The organism is Bacillus sp. 16GRE42, assembly GCF_019837435.1.
Lineage (GTDB): Bacteria > Bacillota > Bacilli > Bacillales > Bacillaceae_G > Bacillus_A > Bacillus_A wiedmannii.
In genome coordinates this window covers 1,401,203-1,422,645 of record NZ_JADAXF010000001.1, presented here as the reverse complement: position 1 = coordinate 1,422,645, position 21,443 = coordinate 1,401,203, and the positions used below count along the sequence as shown (strand labels likewise).

Annotated in this window: 20 protein-coding genes and 1 other annotated feature (1 of these 21 cut by a window edge); of the genes, 16 read left to right on the top strand and 4 right to left on the bottom strand. The window is 37.8% G+C overall.

What is annotated here, in order from left to right; all coding sequences use genetic code 11:
* Nucleotides 1–22: a binding site (T-box leader), on the top strand (it extends 202 nt beyond the left edge of the window).
* Between the two features lie 71 nt (nt 23–93).
* The 14 genes from ileS2 to pyrE all read left to right on the top strand — a co-directional run bounded on the left by ileS2 (nt 94) and on the right by pyrE (nt 16,680).
* Nucleotides 94–2,859 (top strand): isoleucine--tRNA ligase, encoded by a 2,766-nt coding sequence (gene ileS2 / locus ILS93_RS07235; RefSeq protein WP_064474977.1) that lies wholly within the window; start codon nt 94–96, stop codon nt 2,857–2,859.
* Nucleotides 2,860–3,016: 157 nt separating this feature from the next.
* Entirely contained in the window at nt 3,017–3,346 is a 330-nt protein-coding gene (locus ILS93_RS07230; protein ID WP_001004658.1) for a TraR/DksA C4-type zinc finger protein, read from the top strand.
* A 124-nt stretch (nt 3,347–3,470) separates the two neighbouring features.
* Nucleotides 3,471–3,929, top strand: a complete 459-nt coding sequence (gene lspA / locus ILS93_RS07225) for a lipoprotein signal peptidase LspA (protein ID WP_000642186.1) — start codon at nt 3,471–3,473, stop codon at nt 3,927–3,929.
* Between the two features lie 4 nt (nt 3,930–3,933).
* Nucleotides 3,934–4,842 carry an RluA family pseudouridine synthase gene (locus ILS93_RS07220; protein WP_064474978.1) on the top strand — a complete coding sequence of 303 codons (909 nt, stop codon included), beginning with the start codon at nt 3,934–3,936 and terminating at the stop codon, nt 4,840–4,842.
* A 203-nt stretch (nt 4,843–5,045) separates the two neighbouring features.
* Nucleotides 5,046–5,588: a bifunctional pyrimidine operon transcriptional regulator/uracil phosphoribosyltransferase gene (gene pyrR / locus ILS93_RS07215; protein ID WP_001156490.1), complete on the top strand. Its 543-nt coding sequence runs from the start codon at nt 5,046–5,048 to the stop codon at nt 5,586–5,588.
* 146 nt (nt 5,589–5,734) lie between these two features.
* The gene (uraA, locus tag ILS93_RS07210; protein WP_064474979.1) at nt 5,735–7,018 is read left to right on the top strand and encodes a uracil permease; all 1,284 of its coding nucleotides are present in this window, start codon (nt 5,735–5,737) and stop codon (nt 7,016–7,018) included.
* 148 nt (nt 7,019–7,166) lie between these two features.
* Nucleotides 7,167–8,081: an aspartate carbamoyltransferase gene (gene pyrB / locus ILS93_RS07205; protein WP_222660265.1), complete on the top strand. Its 915-nt coding sequence runs from the start codon at nt 7,167–7,169 to the stop codon at nt 8,079–8,081.
* Nucleotides 8,065–9,351 carry a dihydroorotase gene (pyrC, locus tag ILS93_RS07200; RefSeq protein WP_064474981.1) on the top strand — a complete coding sequence of 429 codons (1,287 nt, stop codon included), beginning with the start codon at nt 8,065–8,067 and terminating at the stop codon, nt 9,349–9,351. Before pyrB ends, pyrC begins: the two co-directional genes overlap by 17 nt.
* Nucleotides 9,348–10,445 (top strand): carbamoyl phosphate synthase small subunit, encoded by a 1,098-nt coding sequence (locus ILS93_RS07195; protein WP_064474982.1) that lies wholly within the window; start codon nt 9,348–9,350, stop codon nt 10,443–10,445. Before pyrC ends, ILS93_RS07195 begins: the two co-directional genes overlap by 4 nt.
* Nucleotides 10,430–13,648, top strand: coding sequence for a carbamoyl-phosphate synthase large subunit (gene carB / locus ILS93_RS07190; RefSeq protein WP_064474983.1), 3,219 nt, complete (start codon nt 10,430–10,432; stop codon nt 13,646–13,648). Before ILS93_RS07195 ends, carB begins: the two co-directional genes overlap by 16 nt.
* Nucleotides 13,645–14,424 carry a dihydroorotate oxidase B electron transfer subunit gene (gene pyrK / locus ILS93_RS07185; RefSeq protein WP_000983346.1) on the top strand — a complete coding sequence of 260 codons (780 nt, stop codon included), beginning with the start codon at nt 13,645–13,647 and terminating at the stop codon, nt 14,422–14,424. Before carB ends, pyrK begins: the two co-directional genes overlap by 4 nt.
* Nucleotides 14,421–15,332: a dihydroorotate oxidase B catalytic subunit gene (gene pyrD, locus ILS93_RS07180; RefSeq protein WP_002121858.1), complete on the top strand. Its 912-nt coding sequence runs from the start codon at nt 14,421–14,423 to the stop codon at nt 15,330–15,332. The genes pyrK and pyrD overlap by 4 nt, the downstream gene beginning before the upstream one ends.
* A 2-nt stretch (nt 15,333–15,334) precedes the next feature.
* Complete coding sequence (gene pyrF / locus ILS93_RS07175) at nt 15,335–16,051, top strand: orotidine-5'-phosphate decarboxylase (RefSeq protein ID WP_048563196.1); 717 nt, start codon at nt 15,335–15,337, stop codon at nt 16,049–16,051.
* Complete coding sequence (pyrE, locus tag ILS93_RS07170; protein ID WP_064474984.1) at nt 16,048–16,680, top strand: orotate phosphoribosyltransferase; 633 nt, start codon at nt 16,048–16,050, stop codon at nt 16,678–16,680. Before pyrF ends, pyrE begins: the two co-directional genes overlap by 4 nt.
* 113 nt (nt 16,681–16,793) lie before the next feature.
* On the opposite strand, the gene ILS93_RS07165 is transcribed toward pyrE, so the two are convergent.
* Together ILS93_RS07165 and ILS93_RS07160 are read right to left on the bottom strand one after the other, a co-directional pair.
* Nucleotides 16,794–17,048 (bottom strand): YbeF family protein, encoded by a 255-nt coding sequence (locus ILS93_RS07165; protein WP_222660263.1) that lies wholly within the window; start codon nt 17,046–17,048, stop codon nt 16,794–16,796.
* A gap of 166 nt (nt 17,049–17,214) precedes the next feature.
* The gene (locus tag ILS93_RS07160) at nt 17,215–18,600 is read right to left on the bottom strand and encodes a hypothetical protein (RefSeq protein ID WP_064474986.1); all 1,386 of its coding nucleotides are present in this window, start codon (nt 18,598–18,600) and stop codon (nt 17,215–17,217) included.
* 167 nt (nt 18,601–18,767) lie between these two features.
* Here ILS93_RS07160 and ILS93_RS07155 point away from each other — a divergent pair, with 167 nt between their 5' ends.
* Together ILS93_RS07155 and ILS93_RS07150 are read left to right on the top strand one after the other, a co-directional pair.
* A complete protein-coding gene (locus ILS93_RS07155; protein ID WP_222660260.1) occupies nt 18,768–19,133 on the top strand; it encodes a YoqO family protein in 366 nt (121 codons plus the stop codon).
* 15 nt (nt 19,134–19,148) lie between these two features.
* A complete protein-coding gene (locus ILS93_RS07150; protein ID WP_064474988.1) occupies nt 19,149–19,517 on the top strand; it encodes a YoqO family protein in 369 nt (122 codons plus the stop codon).
* 32 nt (nt 19,518–19,549) lie between these two features.
* Here ILS93_RS07150 and ILS93_RS07145 read toward each other — a convergent pair whose 3' ends face one another.
* A complete protein-coding gene (locus tag ILS93_RS07145; protein ID WP_064474989.1) occupies nt 19,550–20,074 on the bottom strand; it encodes a DinB family protein in 525 nt (174 codons plus the stop codon).
* Between the two features lie 83 nt (nt 20,075–20,157).
* Entirely contained in the window at nt 20,158–21,228 is a 1,071-nt protein-coding gene (locus ILS93_RS07140; RefSeq protein WP_222660258.1) for a M24 family metallopeptidase, read from the bottom strand.
* Nucleotides 21,229–21,443 lie beyond the last annotated feature (215 nt).

Here is a 21,443-nt window from a genome sequence, read left to right as displayed (position 1 = left end):
GGGAGACTTTCTCGTCCCTTTTTGGGATGAGAAGGTCTCTTTTTTATTCCGTTTTTTAAGTGTTTCTTTTATACATGTAAGGAGGAATTGAGCATGGAGTACAAAAATACATTACTAATGCCAAAAACAGAGTTCCCAATGCGTGGGAATTTACCAAAACGTGAGCCTGCAATGCAAGAACAGTGGGCTGAAATGAATATTTATGAAAAGGTACAAGAACATACGAAAGGTCGTCCTTTATTTGTACTGCATGATGGACCTCCATATGCGAATGGTGACATTCATATGGGACATGCATTAAATAAAGTGTTAAAAGACTTTATTGTTCGTTATAAATCAATGACTGGTTACTGCGCACCATATGTACCAGGTTGGGATACACACGGTTTACCAATTGAGCAAGCTTTAACAAATAAAGGTGTAAAGCGTAAAGAAATGACAGTTGCTGAGTTCCGTAAGTTATGTGCAGAGTATGCATATGAACAAGTAGAACGTCAACGTGAACAATTTAAGCGTCTAGGTGTACGTGCAGATTGGGATAACCCATATATTACTTTAGAGCCGGCTTATGAAGCGCAACAAATTAAAGTGTTCGGTGATATGGCGAAAAAAGGTTATATTTATAAAGGACAAAAACCAGTTTACTGGTCTCCAACGAGTGAATCAGCTTTAGCAGAAGCTGAAATTGAATACCAAGATAAAAAATCAGCATCTATTTACGTAGCATTCCCTGTAAAAGATGGAAAGAACGTATTAGAAGGTGATGAGAAATTCATTATCTGGACAACAACACCTTGGACGTTACCTGCAAACTTAGGTATTTCTGTTCACCCAGAACTTGAATACGCTATTGTAAAAGTAAATGATGAAAAATATATTATTGCTTCTGAACTATTTGAGACAGTTGCAAAAATGTTAGAGTGGGAAAATGCTGAAGTTGTGAAAACGGTAAAAGGTAGCGAACTTGAGTATACAGTTGCAAAACATCCATTCTACGATCGTGATTCATTAGTTATGCTAGGAGATCACGTAACAACAGATGCAGGTACAGGTTGTGTTCATACAGCACCAGGGCACGGGGAAGATGACTTCGTTGTTGGTAAAAAGTATGGATTAGAAGTACTTTGCCCAGTTGATGATAAAGGTGTATTAACAAATGAAGCACCTGGATTTGAAGGCTTATTCTATGATAAAGCTAACAAGCCAATTGCAGAAAAATTAGAAGAAGTAGGCGCGTTACTGAAACTAACATTCATTACGCATTCATACCCACATGATTGGAGAACGAAAAAACCAATTATTTTCCGTGCGACAGCACAGTGGTTTGCATCTATTGAAGCGTTCCGTAAAGAATTATTAGAAGCTGTTGCGGAAACAAAATGGGTACCAGCATGGGGAGAAACTCGTCTTCATAATATGGTTCGTGACCGTGGTGACTGGTGTATTTCTCGTCAGCGTGCATGGGGTGTACCAATCCCTGTATTCTATGCAGAGAATGGTGATCCAATTATTACAGATGAAACAATTAACCATGTAGCAGATTTATTCCGTGAGCACGGTTCTAACGTATGGTTTGAGCGTGAAGCGAAAGATCTATTACCAGAAGGATTTACACATACAGGTAGCCCAAATGGTGAATTCCGTAAAGAAACAGACATCATGGATGTATGGTTCGATTCAGGTTCTTCTCACCAAGCAGTATTAGAAGAGCGCGAAGACTTACAACGTCCAGCTGATTTATATTTAGAAGGATCTGACCAGTATCGTGGTTGGTTTAACTCTTCATTATCAACAGCAGTTGCTGTAACAGGTAAAGCTCCATATAAAGGCGTACTAAGCCATGGTTTCGTATTAGATGGTGAAGGACGTAAAATGAGTAAGTCGATTGGAAACATCGTCGTACCGAAGAAAATTATGGATCAATTAGGTGGAGATATTTTACGCTTATGGGTATCTTCTGTTGACTATCAATCTGATGTACGTATTTCAGATGATATTTTAAAACAAGTAGCAGAAGTGTATCGTAAAATCCGTAACACATTCCGTTTCTTATTAGGAAACTTAGATGACTTTAAGCCAAGTGAAAATACAGTAGCTGTAGCTGAACTTCGTGAAGTAGATCGTTACATGTTAGTGAAATTAAATGACTTAATTACAAAAGTAAAAGAAGCATATGAAACATACGACTTCGCTGCTGTGTATCATGCAATTCATAACTTCTGTACAATTGATTTAAGTTCATTCTACTTAGACTTTGCAAAAGACATTTTATACATTGAAGGTGCAAACCATGAAGATCGTCGTGCAATTCAAACTGTATTATATGATGTTCTTGTTGTATTGACGAAACTTGTAACACCAATCTTACCGCATACAGCTGATGAAGTATGGCCATACATTCCAGGTGTAACAGAAGAAAGTGTACAACTAACTAACATGCCAGAAGCTGTACAATTAGATGGTGCGGAAGCATTAAAAACAAAATGGGATGCATTTATGACGCTGCGTGATGACGTATTAAAAGCGTTAGAAGTAGCTCGTAATGAGAAAGTAATCGGTAAGTCATTAAATGCAAGTATTACGCTATATCCGACTGTAGAAATGAAAACTATGTTAGAGTCTATTAGCGAAGACTTGAAGCAATTATTCATCGTTTCTGAGTATAAACTTGGTGGTATGATGGAAGAAGCGCCAGCAGATGCGCCAAAATATGAGCATACAGCGGTTGTTGTTGCTCAAGCAACTGGTGAAACATGTGAACGTTGTTGGGTAGTTTCAGAAACAATTGGTAAAGATGCTGAACATGCAACATTATGTGAGCGTTGTGCAACAGTTGTTAAAGAAAACTATGTAAAATAATAAAAAAACTGACTGTGCATAAGTACAGTCAGTTTTTTTATTGATGATATATTAAAATAACTTTCACTCTCTTTCCTATGAAGGAAAAATGTGTGTGAGGTAAGCATAGAAATTTCGGACACACTAATCGTACATTGCAGCTGGGAGGAATGTACACGTGAATGAAATGTATATGGAAATCAAAGAAGAATTGCAATTGATGCGAAAAGAGTTACAAGAGAGGCTAGCTAAAGAGGTCATGCACAAATATGATACAGAGTTTAGCGAAGAGCTTGGATATGAAATTAAGGAAGAGATAAAGAAAAAACTCCTATTACATGATATAAAAGAGGACTTAAAAGATGTAGAACGTGCATTATTTAAAATGGAGATAGATATGTATGGTATTTGTGAAGAAACGGGGAGAGCAATTTCGGTAAAACAAATGAAGACGATGCCGACTGCCCGTACCATTCATGAATTTTTCTATGAAAAAGTAAATGTATGAATGCGCACAACGATATTATATTACCTTTTTTAAATTTATTTTATTCTTCTATAAAGGTTCATTGTGAAAAGGTTGCAGCTATGCTAAAATTTTGAGGTACACTGTCTTTGTGGGGGAAATGAAAATGATATATTATGTAATAGCGTTATTTGTCATTGCCATCGATCAAATATCGAAATGGCTAATTGTAAAGAACATGGAATTGGGTACGAGCATTCCGATTATCGATAATGTATTATACATAACATCACATCGAAATAGAGGAGCTGCCTGGGGGATTTTAGAAAATAAAATGTGGTTTTTCTACATTATTACAGTCGTTTTTGTAGTATTTATCGTAATTTATATGCAAAAATATGCGAAAACAGACAAACTTCTAGGGATTTCATTAGGTCTAATATTAGGCGGAGCAATTGGTAATTTCATTGATCGTGTATTTAGACAAGAAGTAGTGGATTTCATTCACGTGTATATTTTCTCTTACAACTATCCAGTATTCAATATAGCTGATTCAGCATTATGTATTGGTGTTGTATTAATTATTATTCAAACATTATTAGAAGGCAAGAAAACGAAGGAGTAATTGAATGAGTGAAGTAGTACAAGTAACAGTTGCAGAAGAACAAAAAAGTGAGCGAATTGATAAATTCGTTGCAGAAATAAACAGTGAATGGTCACGTTCACAAGTACAACAATGGATTAAAGATGATGTCGTTACAGTTAATGGAAAATCGGTAAAAGTGAATTATAAAGTTAAAGAAAACGATGAAATTACAGTAACGATTCCTGATCCAGAAGAGTTAAATATCCAAGCAGAAGATATGGGCTTAGAAATTTATTATGAAGATGCAGATGTACTCGTTGTAAATAAGCCACGTGGTATGGTTGTACATCCAGCTCCAGGGCATACAAGCGGTACGCTTGTAAACGGACTTATGCACCATTGTACAGACCTGTCAGGTATTAACGGTGTAATGCGTCCTGGTATTGTGCATCGTATTGATAAAGATACATCTGGACTATTAATGGTTGCTAAAAATGATGTGGCGCATGAGTCACTTGTAAATCAACTTGTAGCAAAAACAGTAACAAGACGTTACAAAGCGATTGTACACGGTGTGATTCCGCATGATAAAGGAACGATCGATGCACCAATTGGTCGCGATAAGAAAGAACGTCAAAGCATGACAGTTGATGAAAATGGTAAGAATGCTGTTACGCACTTCCAAGTGTTAGAACGCTTTAAAGATTTTACACTTGTAGAATGTCGCTTAGAAACGGGACGTACGCACCAAATTCGTGTTCATATGAAATATATTGGCTATCCACTTGCAGGAGATCCGAAGTATGGTCCGAAGAAAACATTAGACATGAATGGACAAGCACTTCACGCAGGTATTTTAGGGTTTGACCATCCCCGTACTGGTGAATATATTCAGTTTGAGACACCGATTCCAGAAGTGTTTGAAGACGCATTAAATATTTTACGGAAATAGTATTGACAAATTATAAGAAAACTGAGATACTGACAACAGTTAAATAATGATCCTTTAACACAGCCCCGTGAGGTTGAGAAGGTAACGGTTTGAAATGCATAGGGTATGTTGTACCCTTTTTTCAAAAGTCCTCTCGCACACGCTGAGAGGACTTTTTTTATACCATTACTCTCACGCAAGAAAAAAGCTTGGAGGTGTAGAGCATGCAAGAGAAAGCTGTCGTTTTAGATGACCAAATGATTCGCCGCGCTTTAACACGAATTAGTCATGAAATCGTGGAACGAAATAAAGGTGTCGATAATTGTGTTCTTGTCGGAATTAAAACGCGTGGAATTTTTATTGCACAACGTTTGGCAGAACGAATTGGTCAAATTGAAGGAAAAGAAATGGAAGTTGGAGAGCTAGATATTACGTTATATCGTGATGATCTAACACTACAATCGAAAAATGAAGAACCACTTGTAAAAGGTTCTGATATCCCTGTAGATATTACGAAGAAAAAAGTTATCCTTGTGGATGATGTATTATATACAGGAAGAACAGTTCGAGCAGCAATGGATGCTCTTATGGATTTAGGTAGACCATCACAAATCCAACTGGCGGTTCTTGTTGATAGAGGTCATCGTGAACTACCAATTCGCGCTGATTATGTAGGAAAGAACATTCCAACATCAAGTGAAGAGCGTATCGAAGTTGATTTGCAAGAGACAGATCAACAAGATCGAGTAAGCATATACGATAAGTAAAGCCCTTTTAAATGTAGTCCTGTGAGGCTGCCAAAGGGTCTTGGCTTTCATATGTCAAATTTGGCATACGAAAGTGTAGGACTCTTTGTGCACAGGCACAAAGAGTTTTTTTATTGCAAAGATTTAAACTGAAGGAGGATGTAACAATGGAACAAAAGCCAGTATTAGACGTTAATGAAGTACCGAAACCGGGAAAATGGTTATTTTTAAGTATACAACATTTGTTCGCGATGTTTGGATCAACAGTGCTTGTTCCGTTTTTAACAGGATTGAATCCGTCAGTAGCATTAATATCAAGTGGATTAGGAACGCTAGCGTTTCTTCTTATAACGAAAGGTCAAGTACCTGCCTATCTAGGATCATCATTCGCCTTTATCGCACCGATTATAACAGCGAAAACAGCAGGTGGACCTGGAGCAGCAATGCTCGGTGGTTTGCTAGCAGGGCTTGTGTATATCTTAATCTCACTCGGAATTAAGAAGTCAGGATCAGAGTGGATTATGAAATTACTTCCGCCAATCGTAGTTGGTCCAGTCGTAATGGTAATCGGTCTCGCTTTAGCACATACAGCAGTTAACATGGCGATGAACGGTGCGGATGGCAAATATAGCTTTACACACTTTTCAGTAGCATTAGTAACATTAGCAATTACAATTATCTGCTCTATATTCGGAAGAGGATTTTTCAGTATCATACCAGTGCTACTGGGCATTATCGGCGGATATATCTTCGCTTACTTCCAAGGGCTAGTAAATTTAAAGCCGGTGGCTGAGGCAAAATGGTTTGTTGTACCAGATTTCACAGTGCCATTTGTAACATATACTCCGGAGTTTTCGTGGAAGATTGTACTCTTGATGGTACCAGTTGCACTAGTAACAATTTCAGAGCATATCGGACATCAAATTGTACTTGGAAATGTTATTAAAAGAGATTTAATTGAAAAACCAGGCTTACATCGCTCGATATTCGGTGATGGTATAGCAACATTAATTGCATCACTAATCGGTGGACCACCGAATACAACGTATGGTGAAAACATTGGTGTGCTAGCAATTACGAGAGCATACAGCGTATACTTATTCATCGGCTCAGCAGTGTTCGCAATCATGTTCGGATTTATCGGTAAGATTTCGGCACTGATTCATTCGATCCCAACACCGGTTATGGGTGGAGTATCAATCTTACTATTCGGTGTAATCGCATCAAGTGGATTACGCATGATGGTAGATGAGAAAACGGACCTAAGTGACAAACGAAACTTAATGATTGCATCAGTAATACTAGTAATCGGTATTGGTGGAGCGGTACTGCAAGTAGGAGAATCGTTCCAAGTAGAAGGAATGGCACTAGCAGCAATTGTAGGTGTACTATTAAATCTACTACTACCGGAAACGAAACAAATAAAACAATCTAAGCAGATTGCTTCATAATAATAACCTTTTAATTCAGTCCTGTGAGACCGGAAAGGGTAGCTTCTTTCTTGCACCCTAGTCTCACACGACTAGGGTATTTTTATGCAAATGTTGTTATAAAAATACAAAAGTGGTAACATAAAAATCAGAAAGATGAGGGATGACGATGAGCCATTTGTTAACGATGAGTGAATTATCGGAAGTAGAAATTTCAGAAATCCTAAAAGACGCAGAAGATTTCGCGAATGGAAAAGAGAGCAAACCGACAGAGCAAACTTTTGTTGCGAACTTGTTCTTTGAGAATAGTACGAGAACGAGATTTAGCTTTGAAGTTGCTGAGAAGAGATTAGGACTTGAAGTTTTAAACTTTTCAGCGGATGCATCTAGCGTACAAAAAGGAGAAACTTTATACGATACGATAAGAACACTAGAATCAATCGGAACAAAAGCGGTGATCGTCCGCCATGAGCAAGATCGCTACTTCGATGAACTAAAAGATCAGGTAAATATCCCAATCTTAAACGCTGGAGATGGATGTGGAAACCACCCAACGCAGTGCCTACTCGATCTTCTTACAATTAAACAAGAGTTTGGAAGATTTGAAGGATTAAAGATTGCGATAGTAGGAGATGTTCGTCATAGCCGAGTAGCACGTTCTAATGCAGAAGCATTAACGAAACTGGGTGCAACAATTTACTTTGCAAGTCCAGAAGAGTGGAAAGATGAAGACAGCACATTTGGAATATACAAACCATTAGATGAACTTGTTCCAGAAGTGGATGTAATGATGTTACTTCGTGTACAACATGAGCGTCATGATCATTATGAAACAGACATTATGAAAGAGTATCATGAGAAACACGGATTAACAGTGGAAAGAGAAAAGCGTATGAAAGAAGGAAGCATTATTATGCATCCAGCTCCTGTAAACCGTAATGTTGAAATTGCAAGTGAACTTGTTGAGTGTGAGCGTTCACGCATATTTAAACAAATGGAAAATGGAGTTTACGTAAGAATGGCTGTACTAAAACGCGCCTTACCAAATGTATTAGGAGGAATGAAACATGAATTACTTGTTTAAAAATGGTCGTTATATGAATGAAGAAGGAAAAATCGTAGTAACAGATCTTCTCGTACAAGACGGTAAAATCGCTAAGGTAGCAGAAAATATTACGGCAGATAATGCTGAAGTAATCGATGTGAACGGAAAGTTAATCGCACCTGGATTAGTAGATGTACACGTACATCTTCGTGAACCAGGTGGTGAACATAAAGAAACAATTGAAACAGGTACACTAGCAGCGGCAAAAGGTGGATTCACTACAATTTGTGCAATGCCAAATACACGCCCAGTACCAGATTGCAGAGAACATATGGAAGACTTGCAAAAACGTATTAAAGAAAAAGCGCATGTCAACGTACTACCATACGGAGCAATTACAGTACGCCAAGCTGGTTCTGAAATGACAGATTTCGAAACATTAAAAGAACTTGGAGCATTTGCTTTCACTGATGACGGTGTAGGCGTACAAGATGCTAGCATGATGTTAGCTGCTATGAAGCGTGCAGCGAAATTAAATACGGCAGTAGTTGCACACTGTGAAGAGAATACTCTTATTAATAAAGGTTGTGTACATGAAGGGAAGTTTTCTGAGAAACACGGATTAAACGGTATCCCATCAGTATGTGAATCTGTACATATTGCAAGGGATATACTGCTTGCTGAAGCGGCCGATTGTCACTATCACGTATGTCACGTAAGTACGAAAGGTTCTGTACGCGTAATTCGAGATGCGAAACGCGCTGGAATTAAAGTAACAGCAGAAGTAACACCTCATCACTTAGTGTTATGTGAAGATGATATCCCATCAGCTGATCCTAACTTTAAAATGAACCCACCGCTTCGTGGAAAAGAAGATCACGCAGCACTAATTGAAGGATTACTAGATGGAACGATCGATATGATCGCAACTGACCATGCACCGCATACAGCGGAAGAGAAAGCACAAGGAATTGAAAGAGCACCATTCGGAATTACTGGTTTTGAAACAGCATTCCCACTTCTATACACACACCTTGTGAAAAAAGGAATTATTACATTAGAGCAGTTAATTCAATTCTTAACAGAAAAGCCAGCTGATACATTCGGCTTAGAAGCAGGTCGCCTGAAAGAAGGTAGAACAGCTGATATTACAATCATTGACTTAGAACAAGAAGAAGAGATTGACCCAACAACATTCTTATCAAAAGGAAAAAATACACCATTCGCAGGTTGGAAATGCCAAGGATGGCCGGTAATGACAATCGTTGGTGGTAAGATCGCATGGCAAAAGGAGAGTGCATTAGTATGAAAAGACAACTTATCTTAGAAGATGGAACAGTATTAATTGGAAAAGGTTTCGGAGGAGAAATTGAAAAGTCAGGTGAGGTTGTATTCACAACAGGAATGACTGGATATCAAGAAACATTATCTGATCCATCATATTGCGGTCAAATCGTAACATTCACGTACCCATTAATCGGAAACTACGGCATCAACCGTGACGATTTTGAATCGATTCACCCATCTGTAAATGGTTTAATCGTAAACGAAATTTGTGATCATCCATCAAACTTCCGTAATGAAATTTCGTTAAATGATTACTTAAAAGAAAGAAATATCCCAGGGTTAGCAGGAATTGATACAAGAAAATTAACGAGAAAAATTCGTCAATACGGTACATTACGTGGACGTCTATGTAACATGGATGCAGATGTAGGATACATCGTAAGCCAATTAAAAGCGACAGTATTTACAGATCACGTGAAACGCGTATCAACGAAAGATCCATACCCAAGCCCAGGCCGTGGACACCGAGTTGTACTTGTAGACTTCGGAATGAAACATGGTATTTTACGAGAATTAAATAAACGTGACTGTGATGTAATTGTAGTACCTTACAATACAACAGCAGAAGAAATTTTACGCCTTAGCCCAGATGGAATTATGTTAAGTAACGGACCTGGAGATCCGAAAGATGTACCAGAAGCAATTGAAATGTTAAAAGACATTATCGGTAAAGTTCCTTTATTCGGAATTTGCTTAGGACATCAACTATTCGCTCTAGCATCTGGTGCGAATACAAGTAAGTTAAAATTCGGTCACCGTGGTTTAAACCATCCAGTAAAACATCTTGCAACTGGAAAAGTAGCAATTACATCTCAAAATCATGGTTACGCAGTAGAAGAAGAATCAGTTAAAAATACAGAACTTGAAATTACACATGTTGCTTTAAATGATGGAACAGTAGAAGGTCTTCGTCATACGAAGTTCCCAGCATTTACAGTGCAATACCATCCAGAAGCTTCAGCAGGACCAGAAGATGCAAATGATTTATTCGAAGATTTCTTAGAAATGATTGAAAACTTCAAGAAAGAAGGGGAAGAGTTATGCCAAAACGCCTAGACATTAACACAATTTTAGTAATCGGATCAGGACCAATTGTAATTGGGCAAGCAGCAGAGTTTGACTACTCTGGTACACAAGCTTGTCAATCTCTTAGAGAAGAAGGTTACAAAGTAATCCTTGTTAACTCTAACCCAGCAACAATTATGACAGATACTGCAACAGCAGATAAAGTATATATAGAACCATTAACATTAGAATTCGTAAGCCGTATCATTCGTAAAGAACGTCCAGATGCAATCTTACCAACATTAGGTGGTCAAACAGGTCTAAATATGGCTGTTGAACTTGCGAAATCAGGCATACTTGAAGAGTGCGGAGTTGAAATTTTAGGAACAAAATTATCAGCAATCGAGCAAGCGGAAGATCGTGATTTATTCCGTACACTAATGCAAGAATTAAATGAACCAATTCCATCTAGTACCATTATTCATACGCTAGAAGAAGCACATGAATTTGTAAAAGAAATTGGTTATCCAGTTATTGTTCGCCCAGCATTTACAATGGGGGGAACAGGTGGCGGAATCTGTAGTAATGAAGAAGAACTAATTGAAATCGTATCAGGTGGATTAAAACATAGCCCAGTAACACAATGTTTATTAGAGAAGAGCATTGCTGGTTGTAAGGAAATTGAATATGAAGTAATGCGTGATTCGAATGATAACGCGATTGTAGTATGTAACATGGAAAATATCGATCCAGTTGGGGTTCACACAGGTGATTCTATCGTTGTAGCACCGAGCCAAACATTAAGTGACCGTGAGTATCAAATGTTACGAAACACTTCATTAAGAATTATTCGCGCATTAGGAATTGAAGGTGGATGTAACGTTCAGCTTGCACTTGATCCACATAGCTTCCAATACTATGTAATCGAAGTAAACCCGCGTGTAAGTCGTTCATCTGCACTAGCATCTAAAGCAACTGGATATCCAATTGCGAAATTAGCTGCGAAAATTGCAGTTGGCTTAACATTAGATGAAATTATAAACCCAGTAACACAAAAAACATACGCTTGCTTCGAGCCAGCATTAGACTATGTTGTTTCAAAAATTCCACGTTGGCCATTTGATAAGTTTGAATCAGCAAACAGAACACTTGGTACACAAATGAAGGCAACTGGTGAAGTTATGTCAATCGGACGTAACTTAGAACAATCATTATTAAAAGCGATCCGTTCTTTAGAACTTGGCGTTTATCACTTAGAGTTAGAGCATTTAAAAGAGCTTAATAAAGAAACAATGAAAAAACGCATTATAAAAGCTGATGATGAGCGACTGTTTATTGTAGCAGAAGCAATTCGTCAAGGTGTAACGAAAGAAGAAATCAACGATTGGTGTGAAATGGACTTCTTCTTCTTACAAAAAGTTGAAAATATCGTAAACATGGAACGCGAAGTAAAAGCAAGTGTAGGAAATATGGAAGTATTACAATCAGCAAAAGAAATGGGCTTCAGTGACCATTACATCGCCAGTGCTTGGAACAAAACAGAGCGTGAAATTTACGATATGCGTAAAGAAAGCAATATAACTCCTGTTTATAAAATGGTAGATACTTGTGCGGCAGAGTTTGAATCTGCAACACCATACTACTACAGCACATATGGTGACGAGAATGAATCGGTTAGAACAGATCGTAAGAGTGTTGTCGTACTAGGGTCTGGTCCAATCCGTATCGGTCAAGGGGTTGAGTTTGACTATGCAACAGTTCACTCTGTATGGGCAATTAAAGAAGCTGGATATGAGGCAATCATTGTTAATAACAATCCAGAAACAGTTTCAACAGACTTCAGTATTTCTGACAAATTATACTTTGAACCATTAACAATTGAAGATGTAATGCACATTATCGATTTAGAAAAGCCAGAAGGTGTTATCGTCCAATTCGGTGGACAAACGGCAATTAACTTAGCTGCTAAATTAGAGGCTCATGGTGTGAAAATCTTAGGAACATCACTTGAAGATTTAGACCGTGCAGAAGATCGTGATAAGTTTGAAGCAGCTCTAACACAGCTTGGTATCCCGCAACCAGTTGGTAAAACAGCAACGACTGTAGAGCAAGCGGTAGCAATCGCTGACAAAATTGGTTACCCAGTATTAGTAAGACCATCTTACGTACTAGGTGGACGCGCGATGGAAATCGTATATCGTCAAGAAGAACTGCTGCACTACATGAAAAATGCGGTTAAAGTTCACGCAGATCACCCAGTATTAATCGACCGTTACATGGTTGGTAAAGAAATTGAAGTAGATGCAATTTCAGATGGTGAGAATGTGTTCATTCCAGGTATTATGGAACATATTGAACGCGCTGGAGTTCACTCTGGTGACTCAATCGGAGTATATCCACCACAAAGCTTATCTGAAAAACTGAAAGAACAAATTATTGAACATACAATTGCACTTGGAAAAGGTTTAAATATTGTTGGATTACTAAACATTCAGTTTGTAGTATTCAAAGATGAAGTGTATGTAATTGAAGTAAATCCACGTGCGAGCCGTACAGTACCATTCTTAAGTAAAATTACAGGCGTACCGATGGCGAATGTTGCAACGAAAGTTATTTTAGGTCAAGATCTTGTAGAGCAAGGATATGGAACTGGTTATCACCCAGAAGAGAAAGAAGTGTATGTAAAAGCACCGGTATTCTCATTCGCGAAGCTACGTTCAGTTGATACAACATTAGGACCTGAAATGAAATCAACAGGGGAAGTAATGGGGAAAGACTTAACACTTGAAAAAGCATTATACAAAGGGTTAGTTGCTTCAGGAATTAACATCCCAACGCACGGATCAGTAATCATTACTGTAGCGGATAAAGATAAAGAAGAAGCAATGGAAATTGCAAAACGTTTCCACGAAATCGGATATAACTTATTAGCAACAGCTGGAACAGCACAATCGTTAGCAGAGCAAAACATTCCAGTGCAAGTTGTAAATAAAATTGATTCTGAAGAATACAACTTACTTGATATTATCCGTCAAGGAAAAGCACAGTTTGTAATCAATACATTAACAAAAGGCAAACAACCAGCGCGTGATGGTTTCCGCATTCGCCGTGAATCAGTAGAAAATGGTGTGGCTTGCTTAACATCACTTGATACAACGAGAGCAATCTTACGAGTACTAGAATCTATGACATTCTCAGCTCATTCAATGAAAGAAATTACGCAAACGAAGCGTCACGAGGTGGTACATGCATGATGCAAAAGCAAAATATGATCGTCGTTAACCAAAAAGAAATCGCAAAAAACATTTACGAATTAGTGCTTCAAGGGGATCTTGTGCAGCAAATGAACGATCCAGGGCAGTTTGTACACATTAAGGTAGCAGAGGGCATTACGCCCCTTCTGCGCCGCCCAATTAGTATTTGTAATGTCGATCAAGACAAAAACGAATTTACAATGCTATATCGTGCGGAAGGACAAGGAACAAAAACATTAGCGAAAAGAAAACAAGGTGAACTTGTAGATGTGTTAGGACCACTTGGACATGGTTTTCCTGTAGAAGAAGCGGAAGCTGGACAAACGGCTCTATTAGTTGGAGGGGGAATTGGTGTACCACCACTATATGAATTGTCACAGCGTCTTGTAGCAAAGGGAGTACGCGTTATTCACATCTTAGGTTTCCAAACGAAAGATGTTGTCTTCTATGAAGAGAAATTCGCAGAGCTTGGTGATACGTATGTTGCAACAGTTGATGGTACGCACGGTACAGAAGGCTTTGTAACAGATGTAATTGATAGCTATGGAATTGACTTTGACATTCTATATTCATGTGGACCTTTAGCGATGCTTCGTGCATTAGAAGGACGCTATAAAGAGAGAAAAGCCTACATTTCATTAGAAGAGCGTATGGGCTGTGGCATTGGAGCATGTTTCGCCTGTGTATGCCATTTACAAGCAGATCCGAGTGGACATTCTTACAAGAAGGTGTGTAGCGACGGACCAGTATTTCCAATCGGGGAGGTTGTACTATGAACAGATTGCAAGTTGAATTACCAGGGTTATCATTAAAAAATCCAATCATCCCAGCATCTGGTTGCTTCGGATTTGGTCGTGAGTATGCACAGTTCTATGATTTAAGTGTACTTGGATCAATTATGATTAAAGCGACAACAGAACAGCCTCGTTACGGAAACCCAACGCCTCGTGTTGCGGAAACACCAGGCGGAATGCTAAATGCAATCGGGCTTCAAAATCCTGGATTAGAAAAGGTAATGAATTCTGAATTACCTTTTCTCGAGCAATTTGATCTTCCGATTATTGCAAATGTTGCTGGCTCACAAGCTGAGGATTATGTAGCAGTTGCGAAGGAGATTTCAAAGGCACCTAATGTTCATGCGCTAGAATTAAATATTTCTTGTCCAAACGTAAAAACGGGTGGTATCGCTTTTGGTACGAATCCTGAAATTGCTGCTGATTTAACGAAGCGAGTAAAAGAGGTTTCTGAAGTACCTGTATACGTAAAATTGTCACCGAACGTGGCAAACATTGTGGAGATTGCAAAAGCAATTGAAAATGCGGGTGCGGACGGTTTAACGATGATTAATACATTGCTTGGTATGCGTCTAGATTTAAAAACTGCAAAACCAATTTTAGCAAACCGTACAGGCGGATTATCAGGTCCTGCGATTAAGCCAGTAGCGATTCGTATGGTACATGAAGTAAGCCAAGCGGTTAACATTCCGATTATCGGAATGGGTGGTATCGAAACAGCGGAAGATGTAATTGAATTCTTCTACGCTGGCGCAAGCGCAGTTGCAGTTGGAACAGCGAACTTTATCGATCCGTTCGTATGTCCGACAATTATTGAAGAATTACCAGCATTACTAGATGAATTAGGATTTGATCACATTTCGGAATGTCAAGGAAGGAGTTGGAAGTAAGTATGTCACAGACGTTAATCGTTGCATTAGATTTTCCAGGGAAACAAGATGTAGAACAATTCCTGCGCCACTTTGAAGGGGAAGAGTTATTTGTCAAAGTAGGTATGGAGTTATTTTATAAAGAAGGCCCTGCGATTATTACGTACTTAAAAGAAAAAGGACATAAGATCTTTCTAGATTTAAAACTTCATGATATTCCGAATACAGTAAAAAGCGCTATGCGTAGCCTAGCTAGTCTAGATGTAGATATGGTAAATGTTCATGCTGCTGGGGGAAGCAGTATGATGAAAGCCGCGATTGAGGGATTAGAGGAAGGTAAGCAAGAAGGAAAAGAGAGACCGATTTGCATTGCAGTTACACAACTAACAAGCACTTCGGAAGCTATGATGAAAAAAGAGATCGGCATTGAGAAAACGTTAGAAGAAGCGGTTGCTCATTATGCAAAACTAACGAAAGAAAGTGGACTTGATGGCGTTGTTTGTTCAACACTGGAAGTTCCAAAATTACGTGAAGTATGCGGAAATGAATTTGTAACAGTAACACCGGGGATTCGTCTTGCAAGCGATGATGTAAATGACCAGGTGCGCGTAGCAACACCGAAACGTGCGAGGGAACTTGGCTCAAGCTACATCGTAGTTGGACGTAGTATTACAAAAGCAGAAAATCCGCTTGAAGCGTATAAAACAGTAAAACAACAGTGGGAAGGTGTAACAGTATGAAAAAAGAAATCGCATCGCATTTATTAGAAATTGGAGCAGTATTTTTACAACCGAATGATCCATTTACTTGGTCTTCAGGTATGAAATCACCAATTTATTGTGATAACCGTTTAACTTTATCTTATCCAAAAGTACGTCAAGCGATTGCAGCTGGATTAGAAGAGTTAATTAAAGAGCACTTCCCAACTGTAGAAGTTATTGCAGGAACAGCAACTGCTGGTATTGCGCACGCTGCATGGGTAAGTGATCGTATGGATTTACCAATGTGCTACGTACGTAGTAAAGCAAAAGGTCACGGTAAAGGGAACCAAATTGAAGGAAAAGCTGAAAAAGGTCAAAAAGTAGTAGTAGTAGAAGACTTAATTTCAACTGGCGGTAGTGCAATTACATGTGTAGAAGCACTTCGCGAAGCTGGATGTGAAGTATTAGGAATCGTATCAATCTTCACATACGAGCTAGAAGCAGGAAAAGAAAAACTAGAAGCAGCTAACGTAGCATCATACTCTTTAAGCGACTACAGTGCATTAACTGAAGTAGCAGCAGAAAAAGGTATGATTGGACAAGCTGAAATGAAAAAATTACAAGAGTGGCGTAAAAATCCAGCAAATGAAGCTTGGATTACAGCGTAACACGAAAAAAAACGACCGCGGGGGAACGCGGTCGTTTTTTATATTATTGTTAAAACTTCATGTAAAGTCCTATCGATATCAAAAAAATCATATTATAATCTCTTTACTAAATACTACTTAGTGCTTTCTGCAATCTCATATCCTCTCACAAACAATAGAGTCATATAAGAAACAATAAATGAGAAGATGCTGTACATGCCAACCCAAAAGAAAAATTTTGGAGTAAAGGCGATAACACCTATTATTAAAAAACTAGCAAACGTTACAATCGGCATTACGTAATACGTTTTCGTCTTGCGCGTTCCAATAACAGAAACGATAAAGATAAGTAATGGACAAATTAATAAGACGAAAACCAATTCATTCATAGTTATGTCCCCTTTTCTAATGGAAGTAATCTGTTTCTCGTAAACGTTTTGAAATAAATACTCTCTTAATATAATTTCGCTAATATATATATAATCCCTTTTGAAAGTCAGTAATAAATGATGGATTTCACAATAAGAAAAGTAAGCAAGAGAACACTTGCTTACTTTATAGAATAAACATCGCAACGATCGTGGTGACAATTAAGCCAATCACAACAGGTAAAAAGTTTCGGCGTGCGAGTTCAAATGGATCTACTTTACAAATGGCAGCGGCAGGAATAAGGGCCCAAGGAATTAAAGTCCCGCCTCCGGTCCAGATTGCTGCAATTTGCCCGAGTGCTGTTAATGTGGCCGTTCCGTGCCCCAGTGCTGTGCCGAAAAGATTGGCAATCGAACCAGCAAGTGATATACCGGAAAAGCCAGATCCATCTAACCCTGTTATGACACCAACGATAGTTAATGTTCCTGCTGATACATATTGGTTTAAAGGAACAGTTTGAGATAAGGCGATTCCTAAGTCGTTAATGATTCCGTGTGAACCTTTCGGTAAATAGTCCCCGATAATTTTTACAAAGCCGCTATCTCCTAAATAAAAGAGTGCAGCAATTGGAATAACTGGGCCGAAAATTTTAAATCCAAATTGGAGCCCTTCTATAAAGTAATCGGTCGTTTTATTCAGTCCATTTCCTTTGTAAGCGATGAGCGAAATAATGATAATCATAATAACAGTCGTCCCGCCGATAAGTGCAGTTGCGTCGCTTCCTTGTAGTTTAAATTGAATCATGCAAAGGATATCGATGGCATATACGATCGGAATACAAATAGCGAGCCATTTTTTTGTCCGAGGAGATAATGAAGTAAGCGTTTTAGAAGATTCAGTTGATGGGATAGATTCTTGTATAGATAAGCCTGTATGGAATTCTTTTCGTAAGAAGAAAAATGCGACGGAAGTTGTCACAATACCCATAACGATAACGAGGGGAACACTGGCAGAAACAACGCTGGAAACAGGAAGACCAGCAGCATCCGCTGTTAATTTCGGTGCACCTTGAATAACGAAGTCACCAGATAAGGCGATGCCGTGTCCGAATAAGTTCATAGCGATGGCAACTCCAATTGGCGGAAGACCGACGCGTACAGCCACAGGTAATAAAATAGCTCCCATTAAAGCGACAGCTGGGGAAGGCCAAAAGAAGAAAGAAATTGTCATCATTAAAAGGCCGATAATCCAGTAGGCGAGGGTAGGGGTACGAATCATCTTTGTAAATGGTGAAATCATCGTATCATTTATGCCAGTATGAACGAGTAGATTGCTCATTGATACGATAATAGAGATGATTAATATAGTTGGTAAAAGTTCAGTAATAGCGTAAATGAAACTTTGAAAAATACCGCTAACGGCAAGAGGGATAGAACTTGTAGCGGTTAATGCTAATAAAAAGATAAAAACGATACAAATAATCGTCGTATCTTTCCGGAGAATAAAAAAAGTAATAATAGTGAGTAAACAAAGAATATAGAGAGCATGCAACAGCGTTAATTCAACTCCCATAACATTCACATCCTTTAGGCATTCGTGTAGTTTATTGTATGAAAGCAGTAAAAGTATGTGAGTATAGGAAAAAGAAAAAAAGTGAAATTTCATGTACTGTAATGGTAAGAAGTAGAAATGGATGTTACAATACAATTAATCCTAAAAATGGAATTTAAAGAGGGCTTATGCGCAAAAAAATCGGGTTTTGGGGATTCATTATATCTTGTAGTCTATTAATCATTTTGAATCTGTTTACAAGCAATGAATGGATCAGTATCATACCTGTTTTCGGGTTTGTATTTATACTTTTATATAACTGGGATGATATAAAACAATATAGTAAGAAAAGTATCGGAATTATAATAGGTATCATTGTTGTTTGCTCATTTTTCGTAGGGTTTATTTTAATAGAAGGGCAGAAGCAAATGGAGAAAATGTCTATTTTTCAACAATGGATGTCATCTGCGAAGGGTTTTTATATTGTAATTGTATTTGTTATTTTACTAAGACTTGTTATAAGCATAGTAAGTTACATATTAAAGGAGAGGTAGAATGGGGGAGTACGAATGAGAGGGAAAATAGGGTATTATGGTGTGCTCGTTTGTTTACTATTATCAGTTATTTCAGGGCAATTTCTTAAAAGTGAATGGGTACCAATTATATGGTGTATAGGAGTATTGATATTTGCTCCCATGTATCGCTGGGATGAATGGAAAGCATATAGCAGAAAAAAGAAAATTGTTTTCAGCATCGAGTTTGTCATTATAATTAGCACGATTCCTTTTTTGTTATTGAAAGGAAATGAGATAATAGATGCAATTGTAATGTTTCAAGGGTGGTTATTTATTGTGAAATTGCTATATTTAATATGTATATTAATGTCGGTAGCGATAATCGCTAAAAAAGTAAACGAAAAGTTATTCGTTAATGAATAAAAGAAAGTGCCACCTTATCTGGTGGCACTTTCTTACTTTACTGAATGAGCTTTTTGCATCTTTTTAATTAAACGAATTTGTCCGCGATGATTGATTTCATCTTCAAAAACGTGAAACCATTTAAAGTAGTTATTTGCGGGTTTGTCATACCAGAAATCTGTCGTTTTAAATAGCCATTCATCAGGTAACGATTGAAAAGTCTCGATCGTTTTGGAACGTACTTCTTGCAATGTATGTATGTAAAATTCTATAGAGTTGCCTTTGATTTTCTCGCGTCCAAGATTCCCTAATTCAATAGCAGGTAACCACCGTTCTAATTCAGCTTCCGTTGGTTCACGGTCTTCAAAAGTATGAATTTGGTAGTAAAATTCAATAGCAGCCATATGGTACAAAAGCATACCAATTGAGTTTGCTTCCTCATCATATAAATAATCAAGTTCTTCAATTGTTAAACCTTCCACTGCTTGCATTGTTGTATAGCGAGCGTAATTCATCATGGAAACAATTTTGGAAAATTCAGGATGCAAACCATCTATCTTGTCGATTACAAAATTCAATTAAAATTCCCCCTCTTTAAACGATGACTCCAGAGAAAGAATTCTATGTGCAGAGAAAAACTCCTTTTAAAAAGGTCATGATTTTAACAAGGAATCACAATTAGTTCCCGATTTGATTTTGTAATAACTTCATATCCGTCTTTTGTGATGACAATATCATCTTCAATTCTACAACCGCCCCAGTTTGGTATGTAAATACCAGGTTCAACTGTAACAACCATACCTTCTTCTAAAGTAGCCTTACTTTCTTGGGATAGGCGAAGAGGTTCATGTATTTCTAACCCAAGACCATGACCAGTAGAGTGTCCAAAGTATTGACCGTATCCATGTTCTGTAATGTAATCTCTCGTTATATCATCGATACTTTTCGCAGTTTCTCCAGGCTTAATTGCTTTAGTTCCACGCTTTAACGCTTCTCGTACAACATTGTATATCTTTTTGAATTCTTCTGATGGTTCTCCGATTGCTACAGTACGAGTTATATCGGAACAATATCCATCGTAAAGTGCACCGAAATCTAATGTAACGATGTCGCCTCGCTCGATTATTTTATTTGATGCAACTCCATGAGGAAGTGAAGAACGAACGCCAGAAGCTACAATGATTTGGAATGAAGAGGATGTAGCCCCTTTTTTTCGCATGAAAAATTCTAACTCATCTCGTACATCATTTTCACTTATTCCTGGTTTTAGAAACGTAATGATGTGGTGAAATGCTTCGTCAGCAATATTAGCTGCGATTTTCATTGTTTCTATTTCCGGCATGTCTTTAATAATACGAATATTTTCGATGATTTCGCACACTTGAACTATTTCCACATGTACACATTTTTGTAAGTTTTTATATTGTTGCAATGTCATGTTGTTCTCTTCAATTCCGAGTTTTTGAATGTTTAATTTTGATACTTGATTTGCAATTTCTTTTTCTAAATTTCCTGTATGCATAATAATTTCAGCATCTTTTATTTGTGATTTCGCTTGATCTACATAGCGAAAATCAGTTATAAAAACAGCTTTATCCGCAGAGATTAAGACGACGCCAGCACTACCTGTAAAGCCTGTTGCATATTGGCGATTTTCTTTTTTTGTAATGAGTAACCCGTCAATTTCATAGTTTTGTAGTTGATTTTGGATTTTATTAATTTTTAAAGTCATGTTAATTCCCCCTATTCACAGTATTTAATAAAGCAAATAGTGTGCCAAAATGTATATTTGAAGAAAGGATAGTAGGGAAAACATATATTTTAGGGGAGATAAGAAAATAGCCCGCCATTTGTGGGAGACGGTTTGTTTATAAAATTCAGATTGCTTCAATAAATAGCAGGGGGATGAAAAAATATTGATTGGAGTTACACTTGTACTTTATTTAC